A 16,697-nucleotide genomic window follows, 5' to 3' on the forward strand; every position below is an offset into this window, starting at 1 on the left:
TCATTGAGAACCTTTAGGTGAAGCAATCTAAAGTTCAAACAAAAAAAATTATTGAGATTGCTTCGTCGCTTCGCTCCTCGCAATGACATCAGAAAAACAGTTACAAAGCAGAAATTTCCAGAAGTTTCTGCTTCATATTTTCCGGCAACCAGAGACCTTCATGATAATACACTAACTTCTGATCCTTATACAGAACAATCCACAAGGGATAAACAGGCTGGCCCTTATTTTTAGACAAAGCCAATGCCAGCTCGTGAATTCCGGAATTTCCATTCGGCAGATATTCAAATTCTCTTCCCTGAAATTTTATCTTTTCTTTCGTTTTTTCAGCCTCAAAATTGATCAGATAAAATTTTTCATTAATCAGCCTCACTATTTCTTCATCATTATTCAAAGCTTTTTTTTCCATTTTACAAACTGAGCACCAGTCTGTGTACAAATGGATGATAACCGGTTTAGGATCTTTTTCCATTAAAGTTTCGAGATCAGAAAAGGTGCCTGTCTTCATTTGCGACAGATAAAAACAGGGCACCAACATTAAAAATAAAATTCTTTTCATTTTAAAGTATATTTTACGCCCAGAAAACCTCTGATCCTTTGCATAGGGGCATATCCGTAAGCCGTATCAAAAGTATAATGGTTCGGATTGCTTATTGGATCATCCGCATGCTTGTCAAACGGGTCGAAAGGCCTCATCAAAGGATCTTTCGGCGTGAAATTGAACAGGTTTTTAATCCCGCAATACACTTCAAAACCGGATTTAAAGCTTTTTGAAACCTGAATATTGGCTAAAGAATAAAAAGGTGAGTATTCAGGCCGATAATCATTGGGAAGTACCGGTAGTCTCATTGGTCCATAGAACTGCCCCGTAAAATCAATACTAAGATCATTCGGGAACTTATAAGAAAGATTATAGGTTCCGCTCCATTTCGGGGCGTGTAATTGTTGTGATTTTGTTTGGTCTCCGTCAAATTTCTGGTAAACATCCAGATAGGTCACTCCCAGGCCGACACTTAAAGGAAAACTGAAGCTGTAATCCACATTCAGTGATGCTCCTCTTGAAATTCCGTATCCATGGAGATTGTCATAAATGATTTTATCCGGATCGGTATCAAAATCCCCTACAATTTTATTGCTGAAATAGGTATAAAATGCCGAGGCATCCCATTGCAGCATGCGGTTTCCCACCGGAATTTTCCAGATATAGTTCAGATTTCCGTTGACCGATCTTTCAGGTTTCAGATCAGACTTAATCAGTACCTCACGGGAACCTGTAAGCGCAGCATGATCTTCCGTAAACAGGTTCACCACACGGAAACCGGTCCCAAAATTGAACCGCAAAGTATGGTAAGGATTGGGAGAATATTTCCATGCCAGCCTTGGCGAATGTACTTCATGATGGATCTTATCGTAATCAAACCTGTATCCTAGCAATAGCGTATTTTTTTCGTTAATTTCCCATTGGTCCTGTAGAAAAGCTCCCCAGATTGGTGATTTCATCGGGGCATTGGTAATTCCGTCCGAAGATAGAGTTCCGGGCGTATTATCATCATAAAAGGTGCTTTTGAAAGTAACTCCTCCGGTAAGATCATGGCTTCCTATTTTTTTACTCCAATAGGTCTGTACAAATGCCACTTTTTGCAGGGCATCATAGGGATTACTGCCGTAGAAAGAATTCTGGTCATGGTAATTGTAAGAAAATTGGGTTACGATATATTCTTTCAAGGGCCACTGGTAAAGCCCGAACACCTCTGCCCTGTTCGTATAAATACTTTCGCCGTACACATCACCACTTCCACGGTAAGATCTGTTCCACTGCATTTCTCCTCCGAAACGGTCTTCGTATAAATATCTCAATGCCACACTTGCCTGACGGTTTTCTTTTCTCTTAAAATTCCATTTATTAAAAATTGAAATCCTGCTTTGCAAGGCTGCATCCGTAAAATTATCATTGTTCTGGTCTATTTTTTCTTTAAAGCTGAAATAATTTAAACTCAATAAAGAGGCTGCACTTTTTCCAATATTAAATTTCGTTGAAACATCAAGATTATTTTCACTCCAGGTACTCGTCATCAGATCGACACTTAATTTAGGAGCCGTCAGTGCATTCTTGGTAATAATGTTGATCACTCCGCCCATCGCCTCGGAACCATAAATAGAGGAAGCCGGCCCCTTTACCACTTCAATTCTGTCCACAAGACTGTTGGGAATCCCGCTTAAGCCGTATACTGTGGAAAGAGAGCTTACAATAGGCATTCCGTCAATCAGAATCATTGTATAAGGACCTTCCAGGCCGTTGATATGGATATCTCCCGTGTTACATACTGAGCAATTCAGCTGCGGCTTCACTCCATTCACCATTGCTATAGCTTCAAAAATGCTTGGCGTAGGATTTTTCTGAAAAAATTTTTGACTGTAAACCTCTACGGCTACGGGGCTTTTTGATCTGCTGAAAGGCTTTATGGTTCCGGTAATAACAACATCTTCAATAGTACTCGTTTTCACTTTTGTTTTTAAAACTGCTGCAGAATCGGCTTTTACATTTTGCTGTAAATTCAGGCTGTCTGTCTCCTGAGAAAAACAAAAAGAGGATAAAAGAGTAACAGAAAATAATATTCGTTTCATGAAATTAAAATTGTTAGACAAATCTAACAATTATTTTTGAATTACAAAACACCATGATAAATGTTGTTGGAATGAATTCATGAAAAATGATTAAATTTGAGAAACTACATATAAAAGTAAAATGAGATATCATCAAGCGGGAAATATCCCACAAAAAAGACACACGATTTTCAAATCGCCGGAAGATAAATTTTACTATGAACAGCTTTTCGGAACAGAAGGCTTTCACGGAATTTCCTCATTATTATATCATATACACCGCCCTACCCAGATAAAATCGATCGGGCCGGCAAAAGATGTGACGCCAAAGATCGCAGTAGAAAAAAACGTTGCTCCAAGAATGTTTAAAGGCATGAATGTAACTCCTGAAGACGATTTTATGGACAGCAGAAAGATCCTTCTGATGAACAATGACCTGAAAATGGGATTATCGAAGCCGAGAAAGTCGATGGACTATTTCTATAAAAACGCAGAATGTGATGAGCTTTTATATGTTCACCAGGGAACAGGAATCCTGAAAACTTTCGTTGGAGATCTGGAATTTGTGACCGGTGATTACCTCATTATTCCCCGCGGGACCATCTATCAGGTAGAGCTGAAATCAGAAGATACCGTATTTTTTGTCCTTGAAAGCCACTCTCCTATTTATACCCCGAAACGCTACAGAAACGAATTCGGCCAACTGCTGGAGCATTCTCCTTTCTGCGAAAGAGACATCATAGCTCCGGTTTTTAAAGAGCCTAAAGATGAAAAAGGTGAATTTTTAATTAAAGTAAAAAAAGAAAACCAGATCACGGACTTTATCTACGCCACACACCCTTTTGATGTCGTAGGATGGGACGGATATTTTTATCCTTATAAATTCAATATTAAAAACTTTGAACCTATTACCGGAAGAATTCACCAACCGCCTCCGGTACACCAGAATTTTGAAGGTCACAATTTCGTAGTCTGTTCGTTCTGTGCCAGAATGTATGACTACCATCCTTTAGCTATTCCGGCACCTTATAATCACTCAAATATTGATTCTGATGAGGTTTTATTCTATACAGAAGGCGACTTTATGAGCCGAAACCACATCGACCTGATGGACTTCACGCTGCATCCGGGAGGAATCGTACACGGACCTCACCCGGGAGCTATGGAAAGAAGTATCGGTAAAAAATTCACGGAAGAATATGCCGTAATGGTCGACCCATTCCGTCCATTGAAAATCACAGAAGAAGCTTTGAAAGTAGAAGACCCTTCATACAAAACCTCATGGCTGGAAGAATCAGATAAAACCATGGAAGACCGTTCCCAGGAATAAAAAAATCACTCATAAAAATTTCATTATGTACAATTATATTAGTGCAGAAGAAGCGATATATACTGTAAAAAGCGGAAACCGCGTATTTTTCCACGGAAGTGCGTGTACTCCGAATTATTTAATAGACGAACTGGCAAGACAATCCCACCGTCTGCAAAATGTAGAGATGGTTTCCATCACCCAGCAGGGAAACGTTGAAATTGCAAAACCGGAATACAAGGACAGTTTCTTTGTTAATTCCTTATTCGTATCAACACCAGTGAGGGACGCGGTGAATTCAGACAGAGGAGATTTTGTTCCTGTGTTCTTAAGCGAGATCCCTATTCTGTTCAGAAAAAACATACTTCCGTTGGATGTGGCTCTGGTAACCGTTTCTCCACCGGACAAACACGGTTTCTGTACTTTGGGAACTTCTGTAGATGTGGCAAGAGCTGCCGTTGATACCGCCAAAATTATTGTTGCCATCGTTAATCCTTTAATGCCGAGAACGCACGGAGACGGGATGATCCACATCAGCAGGATTCATAAGCTGGTCTGGCACGAAGAAGAGCTCCCGACTGTAGATTACGGTTCAAAAGTAGGTCCCGAAGAAATGCTTGTGGGAAAAAATGTAGCAGAACTTATTGAGGACAGATCGACATTGCAGATGGGTATCGGGACTATTCCTGATGCTGTTCTGAAATGTCTAAACAATCATAAAGACCTCGGTGTTCATACGGAAATGCTGAGTGACGGCGTTATAGACCTGATCCAGAATGATGTGATCAATAACAAATACAAAGGCTACAACGATAATAAAACCATCACAAGTTTCTGTTTTGGAACCAGAAAGCTCTACGATTATGTGGATGATAATACCGTTTTTGCCTTCAAAGATGTAAGCGATGTGAACTTCCCGATCAATATCATGAGGAATAAAAAAATGGTAGCCATTAATTCTGCCATTGAAATAGACCTTACCGGACAGGTATGTGCGGATTCCATCGGGACATTGCAATACAGCGGAATCGGAGGCCAGATGGACTTTATGAGAGGGGCAGCGCTGAGTGAGGACGGAAAACCGATAATTGCCATCACCTCAAGAACCAAAAAAGGAGTTTCAAGGATCGTTCCTTTTCTTAAACAGGGAGCCGGTGTGGTGACAACAAGAGGACATATCCATTATGTAGTGACAGAATACGGCACAGCTTATTTATATGGTAAAAATCTCCGCCAGCGGGCTCAGGAGCTTATCAGCATCGCACACCCGGATGACAGGGAAATGCTGGAAAGAGCTGCTTATGAACGATTTAAACACTAAGAAAATCTCAGCTTTATTCCGCCTGACTGTTTTTTTATAAATTATGATAGCATATTAATAACTCAACAAAACTGGTCTTAGAAATAATTTAACATTTTGGCAGTGTTTTTGATAAACTCATTCAAAACCAAAGGAAATTGAAAACTATATATAATTCGATAAGAGAAGAAGTTGGAAAGCATGAAAAAGTAAGAAATTCAGTTTTGGGGAATGTGAATGAGTGGAAAAGAAGCCATTATATTATTCTTTCTGAAATTATAAAAGATGAATTATCTGAAGCTGAAGAACTAAAAGGGGGAAAAAATTTGAAATAGGAAATACAATATCACATGTCACCCTGCAACGTTTTTTCGAAAACGATTATCAGGACAAAACACATAATGATCTCAGATTTCTGAAAACACTGGATAAAATCTGCATTTTTCTGGGCTATAAAGACCTGAACGACTATATACAGTCCATGAAGCTGAAAAGACCGGAAAAAGAACCGGTAGAAGGAGACCTTGAATTTCTCACCAAAATGGTATACGATTATTGTGCTACGGCATTTGAATTTTACAAGAAATTCCCGGAGCATAATACAGAAGTATTTAAAGATCTGGTATTTGACGGTTCTCCGTTTCTGGAAAGAGCTTCCGGGTTCAGCAAAGAATTATGTGAAAGAGACTTTCACCTGGTGACTAAAAACAACCGTTCCAACTACGAGGTTTTTGATATTCATCTGGTTACCGACGAACCTGAAAAAAAATACTGGAAACCCAGGAATTCTGGAATCTTCTGTTCAAAGTAGGTGAAACCGGAGAAGAACACTTCGTAAACCAGCTTAATACCCAGATTTATTTTATCCGTAAAATAAATAATACATGGAAAATATGGGATAATTATAATCCCGATGCAGGCAGATTAAACAGAAAAGCCTGAATACAAAAATAGGGAAAGCCGTAGAAATTTCTACGGCTTTCCTTTTTTCGAAAATATTTTTTTTCACTTATTGGTGTATCAAAGATAGATATCCAATTTAATTATAAAGAAACTTAAATATACTTAAATGAACTCTTCTTTAACATTATGTTAAGTATATTGAAGGAATCTATTCCAATACTTTCGCTATTTCTAAGATTTTTGTAATTTGCATTCATTAAAATAAAAGTAAAAATAGAAATATGTCAACACTTACATTTGCCGAAAAAATTGCTCAAGCTGAGAATTTTTTACCTATCAACGGTACAGATTACATTGAGTTTTATGTAGGAAATGCTAAACAGGCCGCCCACTATTACAAAACCGCTTTCGGTTTTCAGTCTGTAGCATATGCTGGTCCTGAAACAGGAGTAAGAGACCGCGCTTCTTATGTTCTTCAGCAGGGGAAAATAAGATTGGTATTAACAACAGGGCTTAAATCCGACTCACCTATCAGCGAGCACGTAAAAAAACATGGTGATGGAGTGAAAGTTTTGGCACTTTGGGTAGACGACGCCTACAAAGCTTTTGAAGAAACTACTAAAAGAGGCGGAAAACCATATCTGGAGCCTGTAACTTTAACAGATGACAACGGTGAAGTAAGAATGTCCGGAATTTACACATACGGAGAAACGATCCACATGTTTGTTGAAAGAAAAAATTATACAGGAGCCTTCATGCCAGGATATGAAAAGTGGGAAAGCGATTACAACCCTGAAGAAGCAGGCTTATTATATGTAGACCACTGTGTAGGAAACGTAGACTGGAACAGAATGATCCCTACCGTAGAATGGTACGAAAAAGTAATGGGATTTGTGAACATCCTTTCTTTTGATGACAAGCAGATCAATACGGAATATTCTGCATTAATGTCTAAAGTAATGTCCAACGGAAACGGATACGCAAAATTCCCGATTAATGAGCCGGCAGAAGGTAAAAAGAAATCCCAGGTAGAAGAATATCTTGATTTCTATGAAGGTGAAGGAGTGCAGCACATTGCAGTAGCTACAAAAGATATTATCCACACGGTAACCGAATTAAAAAAACGCGGAGTAGAGTTCCTTTCCGCTCCACCAGAGGCTTACTACGATATGGTTCCCGAAAGAGTTGGACATATTGATGAAGATCTTAAAAAATTACAGGAGTTAGGCATCCTTATTGATCATGATGAAGAAGGTTACCTGCTTCAGATCTTTACGAAGCCTGTAGAGGACCGTCCTACTCTATTCTTTGAAATCATTGAAAGACACGGTGCACAGAGCTTTGGTGCCGGAAATTTCAAAGCATTATTCGAAGCATTGGAAAGAGAGCAGGAAAGAAGAGGAAATCTTTAATTTAAATATAGAATATAAAGTTTTGTCAGGATGAAAAGTCCTGGCAAAACTTTTTTTAAAACACACATTTATGAGAAAATTATTAATCGGGGTTTTATTTTTCGGAACATTGGGGCTTAAAGCTCAGTATGGAACCCTTAATGAGATCCTGAACCGTTTGGAAGAAAGAAAAGGCATCAATCAGCATCTTGAAAACGTGAATGTAGACAATAAAAAATTTGTCTTCATTAAGGACGCGGAAGATCATACTGAAAGAGATTTTATCGTTATTAAAGGTAAAGAAGCTACCTATGTGGAAGTTTTTGATGACAAAGCGACCGGAGAAAGCAGTTCAAATGTTTTTACGGGAGATATCATCAGAAAAAAATATTCTTTCCCTGAGAGCGGATAAACTTGAAAATAAAAAAGTTCCTCTGCCCGTTACCAAAACCTTGCTGCTGACCAAGCAGGATGATATCCTGTATCTTATTGATGTCAACACAAAAGACAGGTGGATAGATGAAGCCTCTTATTCCAAAAAGAAATAATTCCCGGAGAATCAGGTTAGCAGATCTGGATAGATTTGTTATCTTACCATTTTAATTTAAATTCCAAAAAAATTATGAAATCATTTGTAGAATATTCTTCAGATTCAGACTTTTCTATACATAATATTCCTTTCGGGGTAGCCGTTTTTAATAAAGAATATATCGGATGCTGTACAAGAATCGGTGACCAGGTCATTGATCTTGCCACCCTTTACGACCTTGCCTATTTTGAAGATATTGAAGGATTGGCTGATAATGTCTTTGAAGCTTACACCATCAACGAGTTCATTGAACTGGGAAAGCCTGTTACCAATGTAGTCCGTACCAGAATTCAGGAGCTTCTTCAGGAAGGTTCTATCTTGTCAAAAGATGAAAAAACCATCGAAGACGCATTTTATGACCTTGATAAGGTAAAAATGATGATGCCAGTACACATCCCGAATTATACGGATTTTTACAGCAGCATAGAACATGCTACAAACGTAGGAAAAATGTTCCGCGATCCTGCCAATGCACTGCTTCCAAACTGGAAACACCTTCCGGTAGGTTACCACGGCAGAGCTTCATCCATCGTAGTTTCAGGAACGGAAATTAACCGTCCGAAAGGCCAGACCAAGCCTGCAGATGTAGAAAAACCTGTTTTCGGACCAAGCAAGCAGCTTGATTTTGAACTGGAAATGGCCTTTATTCTTAACAGAAACACGGAAATGGGCGAAAGCATTTCTACAAAAGACGCTGAGGATGCCATCTTCGGAATGGTTGTTTTCAATGACTGGTCTGCAAGAGACATCCAGTCCTGGGAATATGTTCCACTGGGACCTTTTCTTGCCAAAAACTTCGGCTCATCCATTTCTCCTTGGGTCGTTACCCTGGAAGCCCTGGAGCCATTCAGAACAGCTTCTCCAAAACAGGATCCTGAAGTTTTAGATTATTTAAAGTTTGAAGGTGACAAAAACTATGATATCAATCTTGAAGTATACCTGAAGCCGGAAAATGGCGAAGAGAACCTGATTTCAGAAAGTAATTATAAATTCATGTACTGGAATATGGCCCAGCAGCTGGCTCACCATACGGTAAACGGGTGTAATGTAGAGGTTGGCGACCTGTATGCCAGCGGAACCATCTCAGGAAGCGATCCAAAATCATTCGGGTCTATGCTTGAGCTTACCTGGAGAGGACAAAACCCTTTACAGCTAAGCAATGGCCAGGAAAGAAAATTCATTGAAGACAACGATACGGTTACCATGAAAGCCTGGGCAGAGAAAGATGGCGTGAGAGTAGGTTTTGGTGAGGTTTCAGGAAAAATTATTCCAACGGTTTAACCATATAAATTAAAATTAAACACTTAAGTTTATTAAGTTAAATGGTTATGGAAATTTAAGTTCACTTTAGTTTTTTGAAAATCGTAGATTTTCAACATATTTCTTTGCTCATGATTACACAAAAACTGATTAACGAACTTTCTTATAAAGTTGTTGGAGCTTGTATAGAGGTTCATAAACTGGCAGGCCCGGGTTTATATGAAGAAGTGTATCATCAGTGCTTAGAAAAAGAATTCAATCTAATAGGTTTAAAATATCAAAGTGAACTTGAAATTCCTTTCATTTATAAAGGACAACATATAGACTGTAAGCTAAAGTGTGATTTTTTGATTGAAGATTTAATTGTCTTAGAGCTAAAATCTGTTTCTGAAATTCATCAGATTCATAAAGCTCAAACACTGAATTATATGAATCTTTTAAAAGTACCTCGTTCAATATTGGTTAATTTTAATGTTACCAACCTATATCATGAAGGTTGTGAGTTTTTTGCTGCTAAATCTTTTAAAGGACTGCCAAAAGAATGAAAATCTACGATTTTCAAAAAACTCAAGTGTACTTATAAAAAATACACCAAAAAAACTAAAATTAACTTAAGTGTTAAACAAAAACAATGAAAACAGTAATCCCCTCCGAATTATCTCCCGTACAGCTTCAAACCATTATGCAGACCGCTGTGTCACCGCGACCGATTGCTTTGGCTTCTACAGTTGATAAAAACGGAACCATTAATTTATCTCCGTTCAGTTTTTTTAATATGTTCAGCACCGTTCCTCCGATCTTGATTTTTTCACCATCGAGAAGAGTGCGTGACAATACCACAAAACATACTTTGGAAAATGTACTGGAAGTTCCTGAAGTAGTAATCGGGACTGTAAATTTTCCGATTGTACAGCAGATTTCTTTAGCTTCCACAGAATATGAAACCGGAGTCAATGAGTTTATTAAGTCCGGCTTAACGATGAAAGAAGCAGACCTTGTACAGCCTAAACTGATTGAAGAATGCCCTGTCAACTTTGAATGTAAAGTTTTGGAGGTAAAATCATTAGGCGATCAGGGAGGTGCAGGAAACCTTGTGATCTGTGAAGTGCAGAAAATCCATATCAGGGAAGAATACCTGAACGAATCTGGAAATTTAGACCAACAGAAGCTGGATATGGTAGCCCGTTTGGGAAGCAACTGGTATTCCAGAAGCAATGAGAACAGCCTTTTTGAAGTTCCGAAGCCGTTGGTAACAAAAGGCATCGGGTTCGATCTTTTGCCGGATTCCATCAAATATAGTAAAGTATTTACAGGAAACGACCTGGGAATGCTTGCCAATGTAGAAGTTCTTCCTGCCGGAGATTTTCATGCAGATGAGAATGTTCATTTGGATGCTCAGAAATTACTTCTGGAAAGCAGAATCGAAGAAGCCTGGATACTTTTAACAATACAATGATTCACACTTCCTCAATAAAAAAAACCAGCCTTGATGAAGGCTGGTTTTTATTTTTTCAACAGATCTGGAACTGCTTACATAGACTTGAGAACTTCAGTAACCTTAATTTTTTCTTTCTCAGTAAAATCTGTTATTTTCCCATTTTTGTCAATAGCAACATTTAGATTATCATTCTTGGAGTCATAAAAGATGGATGTGGAATACCCGGGGCAGTCATGCTGCTTACAGCCTGTTACCTTATAGATTCCGTTTTCGGATACAATTTGGGATTCTACATTGAAGTTATTAAAAATTTCATCGTATTGTGCCCCTGTAATTTTCTTAACCCTGTCTGTAAAATCTTTATTTTCAAATAATTTGATATCATGAGGGTATTTTCCTATATTATTCGTAATGATATTACGGGTGGAAGATGCGGAAGAAGCAGCTGAGTCTGCTTTTATTGTTACAGAATCTTTAATCATTGCTGAAGATGGATCAATTTTTGTCTCTTTTTTACAGGAAACTACTGTCAATAACGAAAACGCACAGGCGTTTAAGATCAGTTTTTTCATAATATATCATTAATACGTGAAAAACTGATACTCAAATTTTATGCCATATATTAATATTATTTCATGTTTTTATTAATAAAATCAATGCACTTTTCGGTTATGATTTTAAGATGTTCAGGAAGTCTGTTTTCCATCCAGGGTTCTTTTGCCCCAAAAGTATGATCTGCGCCTTCAACTAAAAACAGCTCAGAGTTAGGGTTAAGGATATGAAGATGTTCTGCATTTTTCACACTTACACTTTCATCATGGGTTCCGTGGATGATCAGCACATAGGCTTTTGCCATTTCCGTTGCCCTTTCTACATCGAAGCGGTGAATGTTTTTTTCAAAATCTTCATAAAACTGGTAGTAATGCGGCATTTCCTGTTTTGTCCTTCCGTTCAGCACATAATATACGCCTTCTTTTTTCCAGTTTTCTAACGCCTCATCTTTTGGGAAACGTTCCAGAGTATCTACACTTGCCAGAGTGATAAGCCCGTTGATTCTTTCATCTTCAAATGTTTTGATGATAGAAATTCCTCCTCCCCTGCTGTGCCCGATGAGAATAATCCTCTGGTCATCCACATTCGGTTCTTTCACAAAATGATCGATCACCACGCCCAGGTCCGAAAGTTCTTTTGAATAGTTATTATTTCCGAAAGCCTCGAGATCCCTAAAATTGTGGGGATCTTCAACAGTGGTTCCGTTATGGGACGAATTGAATTTGACAAAGTAAAAACCTGCTTCTGCAAACCTTTCCGCCATCAGATTCCAGGCTCCCCAGTCTTTGTAACCTTTATAACCGTGTACAAAAATCACTAACGGCATTTTTTCACCGGTATCAGGATATAGAGCATCAGCCAGAAAATCCCTGGTTTCTTTGTTTTGCAGTTTTATATTAAGCTTTTTTATCAGTTCCATATGAAAATTTTAATTGCAGTTCTTAGTTATTGTTCAGAGCTGAACCATTGACTTTAATTTAAATATATAAAAAAATTTAACCCGGAAAAGTTAATCTTCTGCCCTTCGATTGATTCAATAGTATGAAAAATAACCTTATTTTTGCGGTATGCTGGATTTAAGAACGGTAACCGTCATGCGTTACATCCTGCCGCTGAGAGAAGGCGGATCCCTTCCTGCTTTGGCAGAAGCTGATGATGATTTTAAATATGTACTGAAATTCCGGGGCGCAGGCCACGGAGTCAAAATGCTGATCTCCGAACTTTTAGGCGGCAAGATCACGGAAGCCTTAGGCCTTAAGATTCCCGAGCTGGTATTTGTCAATCTGGATGTTGATTTCGGAAGAACAGAAGCTGATGAAGAAATCCAGGATCTGCTGAAATTTTCGGAAGGTCTGAACCTCGGTCTGCATTATCTTTCAGGTTCCATTACCTACGATCCGGGGGTAAAGGTAGATCCTCTTTTGGCATCGAAAATTGTGTGGCTGGATGCCTTTATCACCAATATTGACCGTACTTTCAGGAATACGAATCTCCTGATGTGGCACAAAGAGCTTTGGGTGATCGATAACGGAGCATCATTTTATTTCCATCATTCATGGCAGAATTTTGATGCCGCTGCAAAAACGCCGTTTAAATACGTGAAGGATCACGTACTTCTTCCAAAGGCAAAAATGCTGGATGAAGCCGATCAGTTTGCCCATGAAGTACTGAATGATAAATTGTTCAGGGAAATCGTCAACTTAATTCCGGAAGCATGGCTCCACTGGGATGATGCCGATGAAACTCCTGAAGAAATCCGTGAAATTTATTTTCAGTTCCTGAAAACCAGGTTGGAAAATTCTCAAATCTTTGTAAACGAAGCTAAAAATGCAAGAGGATAAAATATACGAATACGCCGTTATACGCCTGGTTCCTAAAGTTGAAAGAGAAGAGTTTTTCAATATCGGACTTGTGATGTTTTCCAAGAAGGAGAAATTTATCCGTGTGGAATTTTACCTGTGTCCGGATAAATTCAGACTGATGCACAGCAAACTGGACTATGATGATGTGATCCATAATCTTGAAAGTTTTCAAAAAATTGCCAATGGTGATAAAGACGGAGGACCTATTGCCCTGATGGATATTCCTGAACGTTTCCGCTGGCTGACGGCTGTAAGGAGCTCTTCTATTCAGACCTCAAGACCTCATCCGGGAAAATCCAAAGACCTGGAAAAAACGTTTGGTAAACTTTTTGAGGAGTTAGTAAAATAACACTCCACCACAAAAAGTATACTATGAAATCTTCAATCAACAACATATCAATCTACAGGTTTTTTACAAACCTGTTTTTTGTTCTTTTTTTAGGCTTTTGCAATTTAAGTTATTCACAGGGCCCGCCGGAACCTATAATTAAGAAAAGCAGTCTTCTTCCGGAAATATCATCAGTCTCAGAAAATATTGTTTATAAAACCAATGCAAAAGGAGATCCTGTTGCTTTAGATCTCTATACTCCCAAAACAGTTTCCGACGGTAAAAGGCCTGTCGTTATTTATGTACATGGAGGCGCATGGGTAAAAGGTGATAAAGCAATCACGGATAGCAGCTATATTGAGACCTTCATCTCAAAGCTGCTCGATAAAAAATATGCAGTCATCAGCATCGACTATACTCTTCTGAACGACAGCATTCACTTTCCCCTTCCGTTAGAAGATACCAAGGATGCAGTAAGATGGGTCAGAAAAAATGCTGCAAAATATAATTTCGATCCGGATAATATAGGACTTTTTGGAGCTTCATCAGGGGCACACCTTTCCATGCTTGCGGCCTATACACCTGATCATCAGTTCCCCGGAAGTCCCGAGCTTTCTTCTTATTCCTCAAAGGTAAATTATGTTATAGATCATTACGGACCTTCTGATATGAATAAGCTGCTTCATACACGGCTGGGAAAAGTACCTGTATTCTTTTTCGGACTGGCAGCAAAGAAAATCGTTGACCTCAGGACCGATCTTGTAAGAGGACTGACAGGATATGACATTAAAAAAGATAAAAGCAAAGTAATAGAATATTTTGAAACCATTTCCCCGATAACGTATGTTTCACAAGGAGTTCCTACATTAATCGTTCAGGGAAATAAAGATAAGGTAGTTCCTATGAAGCAGTCTAAAAAACTGCATCGAAAGCTTAAAAGAGAAAATGTTCAAAACACCCTGATCATTGTTGAGGATGGTTTGCATGGATTCAAAACCACAGATAAAAACTATATGGACAAGCTGACTGATCAGATGGTGGATTTTGTTGACTCTCAACGAAAATAAATATATAATTTGATTTAACAAAAGCAATAAACACCTGTAAATCAAATAACAAAACATTTCAATAAGTTTTAAAAGGCACAAAATTGCTAGATTAATATACATTTCATCGTTTTTATTCATAAAATAATTAACTTGGCTTTTGTTTAAATTATTCTTAACAAAATATCCAATATTTTTAATTATTCATCCTTAAAAAACCGATGACATGGATTTTCTGAACAACACCAATGCGCTTACCCTGATTTTTGTGTCAGTCCTGATCTTTGCGATTGCTTATCGTTTTTATGGTATTTTTATTGCCAATAAAGTTCTGAGACTTAATGATAAAAACACCACTCCGGCAGTAGAATTTGCCGATGGCAAAGATTATGTTGCCACCAATAAAAATGTACTTTTCGGGCATCACTTTGCTGCCATCGCTGCAGCAGGCCCTTTGGTAGGACCTGTTCTTGCTGCCCAGTTCGGGTATTTGCCAGGAGCATTATGGATCCTGATCGGATGTGTACTGGGTGGTGGAGTGCACGATATGGTCGTTTTATTTGCTTCAGTAAGGCATAAAGGACAAAGTCTCGCGACCATAGCTTCAAAAGAAATAGGTAAGGCAACCGGAACTGTAGCAGGTTTTGCCATTTTATTCATCCTGATTCTTACGCTGGCCGGATTGTCCCTTGCTTGTATCAATGCCATGCATGAAGCTTCATGGTCACTCTTTACTGTGGTGATTACGATGCCTATTGCAGTTATCATGGGGCTTATTATGAGATACAGAAAAAACAGTGTGCTTTTTGCCAGTATCTTAGGAGGTATACTTTTGGTGGCGGGTATTATCGGCGGCCATAGCCTGATGCAGAACGAAACAATGAATAATCTGTTTTCCTGGGATATTAAAACCATTTCTATTGCCATTCCTTTGTATGGCTTTCTCGCTTCCGTACTACCTGTATGGCTTCTTCTGGTACCAAGAGATTATCTTTCAACTTATCTTAAAATAGGAACCATCATCATGCTTGCTGTGGGGGTAATCGTTATTCATCCAACGATTCAGATGCCTGCGCTTACAGAGTTTATAAAAGGTGGCGGACCAGTTATAGGAGGTCCCGTGCTTCCTTTTATCTTTATTGTTATCGCATGCGGAGCAATTTCCGGTTTTCATGCTGTAATTGCAACGGGAACAACGCCTAAAATGCTTAATAAAGAGAAAGAAATCCTTTTTGTAGGCTATGGAGCTATGCTTGTAGAAGGTTTTGTCGCTTTAATGGCTTTGATTGCCGCATGTACATTAATGCCAGGTGATTATTTCGCCATCAATACTCCGAAAGAATCTTATGATGCTTTCCTTGCTGCCCATCCTTCCCTTCATGGGGTAGATATCGATTATTATTCACAGAAAATAGGCATCGAACTTCACGGAAGAACCGGCGGGGCCGTATCTCTGGCCGTGGGAATGGCCCATATATTCAACAAGATCCCGTATATGGATCAACTGACCGCCTACTGGTATAATTTTGCCATCATGTTTGAAGCCGTATTTATTCTTACCGCCATTGATGCAGGAACAAGAGTGGGCCGTTTCTTTTTACAGGAAATGCTGGGTTCTGTCATTCCTAAATTCAATGATAAAAACTGGGTTCCCGGAATTATTATCAGCAGCCTTTTATTTACCTTCGCCTGGGGATATCTGGTATTTACAGGCAATGTAAGCAGTATCTGGCCGCTGTTCGGGATCAGTAACCAGCTATTGGCAGCCTGTGGCCTGATCGTCTGTACAACGATGCTGATCCGGATGAACAGAGGTAAATATGCATTATGTTCTGCAGTTCCCGGAGTTTTCATGGCTGGAATTACTTTCTGGGCCGGATATATTCAGGTGACAGCCATTTATCTTCCTAAAGAACAGTATCTGCTGGCCACTTTAGCCGTTACAGCCATGGTATTGATGCTTATTGTGTTCATCGGGGCTTTTATCAAATGGTATCAGCTTCTGCAGATCAAGACCACAGAGACAGATTATTACGGAGAGCCCGTGAAAGAGCTTGTAGAAAGGTAATCAGCATGGAACTAATATAAAAACGAAGCCCGCCCGGAATATCCGGG

17 protein-coding genes are annotated in these 16,697 nt (G+C 38.9%); 13 read left to right on the top strand and 4 right to left on the bottom strand.

What is annotated here, in order from left to right; translation table 11 throughout:
* Window positions 1–100 precede the first annotated feature (100 nt).
* Together N4G44_RS21530 and N4G44_RS21535 are read right to left on the bottom strand one after the other, a co-directional pair.
* Window positions 101–559 carry a thioredoxin family protein gene (locus N4G44_RS21530; RefSeq protein WP_474929851.1) on the bottom strand — a complete coding sequence of 153 codons (459 nt, stop codon included), beginning with the start codon at window positions 557–559 and terminating at the stop codon, window positions 101–103.
* The gene (locus N4G44_RS21535; protein ID WP_474929852.1) at window positions 556–2,625 is read right to left on the bottom strand and encodes a TonB-dependent receptor plug domain-containing protein; all 2,070 of its coding nucleotides are present in this window, start codon (window positions 2,623–2,625) and stop codon (window positions 556–558) included. Before N4G44_RS21535 ends, N4G44_RS21530 begins: the two co-directional genes overlap by 4 nt.
* Window positions 2,626–2,746: 121 nt before the next feature.
* On the opposite strand from N4G44_RS21535, the gene N4G44_RS21540 reads away from it, so the two are divergent.
* The 9 genes from N4G44_RS21540 (at window position 2,747) to N4G44_RS21580 (ending at window position 10,812) form a co-directional block, all read left to right on the top strand.
* A complete protein-coding gene (locus tag N4G44_RS21540) occupies window positions 2,747–3,934 on the top strand; it encodes a homogentisate 1,2-dioxygenase (protein WP_474929853.1) in 1,188 nt (395 codons plus the stop codon).
* Window positions 3,935–3,959: 25 nt separating this feature from the next.
* Window positions 3,960–5,234 (top strand): acetyl-CoA hydrolase/transferase family protein, encoded by a 1,275-nt coding sequence (locus N4G44_RS21545; protein WP_474929854.1) that lies wholly within the window; start codon window positions 3,960–3,962, stop codon window positions 5,232–5,234.
* Window positions 5,235–5,371: 137 nt separating this feature from the next.
* On the top strand, window positions 5,372–5,548 hold the full coding sequence (locus N4G44_RS21550; protein WP_474929855.1) for a hypothetical protein: 177 nt from the start codon (window positions 5,372–5,374) through the stop codon (window positions 5,546–5,548).
* Window positions 5,549–5,694: 146 nt separating this feature from the next.
* Window positions 5,695–6,024, top strand: coding sequence for a hypothetical protein (locus tag N4G44_RS21555; protein WP_474929856.1), 330 nt, complete (start codon window positions 5,695–5,697; stop codon window positions 6,022–6,024).
* A 373-nt stretch (window positions 6,025–6,397) separates the two neighbouring features.
* Window positions 6,398–7,528, top strand: a complete 1,131-nt coding sequence (gene hppD / locus N4G44_RS21560; RefSeq protein ID WP_474929857.1) for a 4-hydroxyphenylpyruvate dioxygenase — start codon at window positions 6,398–6,400, stop codon at window positions 7,526–7,528.
* A 70-nt stretch (window positions 7,529–7,598) separates the two neighbouring features.
* A complete protein-coding gene (locus tag N4G44_RS21565) occupies window positions 7,599–7,919 on the top strand; it encodes a hypothetical protein (protein WP_474929858.1) in 321 nt (106 codons plus the stop codon).
* A 210-nt stretch (window positions 7,920–8,129) separates the two neighbouring features.
* Complete coding sequence (gene fahA / locus N4G44_RS21570) at window positions 8,130–9,377, top strand: fumarylacetoacetase (protein ID WP_474929859.1); 1,248 nt, start codon at window positions 8,130–8,132, stop codon at window positions 9,375–9,377.
* Window positions 9,378–9,451: 74 nt separating this feature from the next.
* Window positions 9,452–9,901, top strand: a complete 450-nt coding sequence (locus N4G44_RS21575) for a GxxExxY protein (protein WP_474929860.1) — start codon at window positions 9,452–9,454, stop codon at window positions 9,899–9,901.
* 86 nt (window positions 9,902–9,987) lie between these two features.
* Window positions 9,988–10,812 carry a flavin reductase family protein gene (locus N4G44_RS21580; RefSeq protein ID WP_474929861.1) on the top strand — a complete coding sequence of 275 codons (825 nt, stop codon included), beginning with the start codon at window positions 9,988–9,990 and terminating at the stop codon, window positions 10,810–10,812.
* Window positions 10,813–10,886: 74 nt separating this feature from the next.
* On the opposite strand, the gene N4G44_RS21585 is transcribed toward N4G44_RS21580, so the two are convergent.
* Both N4G44_RS21585 and N4G44_RS21590 read right to left on the bottom strand, forming a co-directional pair.
* Window positions 10,887–11,366: a hypothetical protein gene (locus N4G44_RS21585; protein WP_474929862.1), complete on the bottom strand. Its 480-nt coding sequence runs from the start codon at window positions 11,364–11,366 to the stop codon at window positions 10,887–10,889.
* 56 nt (window positions 11,367–11,422) lie between these two features.
* On the bottom strand, window positions 11,423–12,265 hold the full coding sequence (locus N4G44_RS21590) for an alpha/beta hydrolase family protein (protein WP_474929863.1): 843 nt from the start codon (window positions 12,263–12,265) through the stop codon (window positions 11,423–11,425).
* A gap of 148 nt (window positions 12,266–12,413) precedes the next feature.
* On the opposite strand from N4G44_RS21590, the gene N4G44_RS21595 reads away from it, so the two are divergent.
* The 4 genes from N4G44_RS21595 to N4G44_RS21610 all read left to right on the top strand — a co-directional run bounded on the left by N4G44_RS21595 (window position 12,414) and on the right by N4G44_RS21610 (window position 16,650).
* Complete coding sequence (locus N4G44_RS21595; protein WP_474929864.1) at window positions 12,414–13,187, top strand: HipA family kinase; 774 nt, start codon at window positions 12,414–12,416, stop codon at window positions 13,185–13,187.
* Window positions 13,174–13,557, top strand: a complete 384-nt coding sequence (locus N4G44_RS21600) for a DUF3037 domain-containing protein (protein ID WP_474929865.1) — start codon at window positions 13,174–13,176, stop codon at window positions 13,555–13,557. Before N4G44_RS21595 ends, N4G44_RS21600 begins: the two co-directional genes overlap by 14 nt.
* 23 nt (window positions 13,558–13,580) lie before the next feature.
* A complete protein-coding gene (locus N4G44_RS21605; RefSeq protein ID WP_474929866.1) occupies window positions 13,581–14,603 on the top strand; it encodes an alpha/beta hydrolase fold domain-containing protein in 1,023 nt (340 codons plus the stop codon).
* A gap of 205 nt (window positions 14,604–14,808) precedes the next feature.
* Window positions 14,809–16,650: a carbon starvation CstA family protein gene (locus tag N4G44_RS21610; protein ID WP_474929867.1), complete on the top strand. Its 1,842-nt coding sequence runs from the start codon at window positions 14,809–14,811 to the stop codon at window positions 16,648–16,650.
* Window positions 16,651–16,697 lie beyond the last annotated feature (47 nt).

The organism is Chryseobacterium sp. GTID13 (assembly GCF_056172655.1).

Excerpts from the sequence above, each read along its gene's own strand:
- N4G44_RS21565 (WP_474929858.1), top strand. The coding sequence starts at position 7,599 with ATGAGAAAATTATTAATCGGGGTTTTATTTTTCGGAACATTGGGGCTT.
- N4G44_RS21585 (WP_474929862.1), bottom strand. The coding sequence starts at position 11,366 with ATGAAAAAACTGATCTTAAACGCCTGTGCGTTTTCGTTATTGACAGTA.
- fahA (WP_474929859.1), top strand. The coding sequence starts at position 8,130 with ATGAAATCATTTGTAGAATATTCTTCAGATTCAGACTTTTCTATACAT.
- N4G44_RS21580 (WP_474929861.1), top strand. The coding sequence starts at position 9,988 with ATGAAAACAGTAATCCCCTCCGAATTATCTCCCGTACAGCTTCAAACC.
- hppD (WP_474929857.1), top strand. The coding sequence starts at position 6,398 with ATGTCAACACTTACATTTGCCGAAAAAATTGCTCAAGCTGAGAATTTT.
- N4G44_RS21535 (WP_474929852.1), bottom strand. The coding sequence starts at position 2,625 with ATGAAACGAATATTATTTTCTGTTACTCTTTTATCCTCTTTTTGTTTT.
- N4G44_RS21610 (WP_474929867.1), top strand. The coding sequence starts at position 14,809 with ATGGATTTTCTGAACAACACCAATGCGCTTACCCTGATTTTTGTGTCA.
- N4G44_RS21555 (WP_474929856.1), top strand. The coding sequence starts at position 5,695 with ATGAAGCTGAAAAGACCGGAAAAAGAACCGGTAGAAGGAGACCTTGAA.
- N4G44_RS21540 (WP_474929853.1), top strand. The coding sequence starts at position 2,747 with ATGAGATATCATCAAGCGGGAAATATCCCACAAAAAAGACACACGATT.
- N4G44_RS21545 (WP_474929854.1), top strand. The coding sequence starts at position 3,960 with ATGTACAATTATATTAGTGCAGAAGAAGCGATATATACTGTAAAAAGC.
- N4G44_RS21530 (WP_474929851.1), bottom strand. The coding sequence starts at position 559 with ATGAAAAGAATTTTATTTTTAATGTTGGTGCCCTGTTTTTATCTGTCG.
- N4G44_RS21590 (WP_474929863.1), bottom strand. The coding sequence starts at position 12,265 with ATGGAACTGATAAAAAAGCTTAATATAAAACTGCAAAACAAAGAAACC.
- N4G44_RS21595 (WP_474929864.1), top strand. The coding sequence starts at position 12,414 with ATGCTGGATTTAAGAACGGTAACCGTCATGCGTTACATCCTGCCGCTG.
- N4G44_RS21600 (WP_474929865.1), top strand. The coding sequence starts at position 13,174 with ATGCAAGAGGATAAAATATACGAATACGCCGTTATACGCCTGGTTCCT.
- N4G44_RS21605 (WP_474929866.1), top strand. The coding sequence starts at position 13,581 with ATGAAATCTTCAATCAACAACATATCAATCTACAGGTTTTTTACAAAC.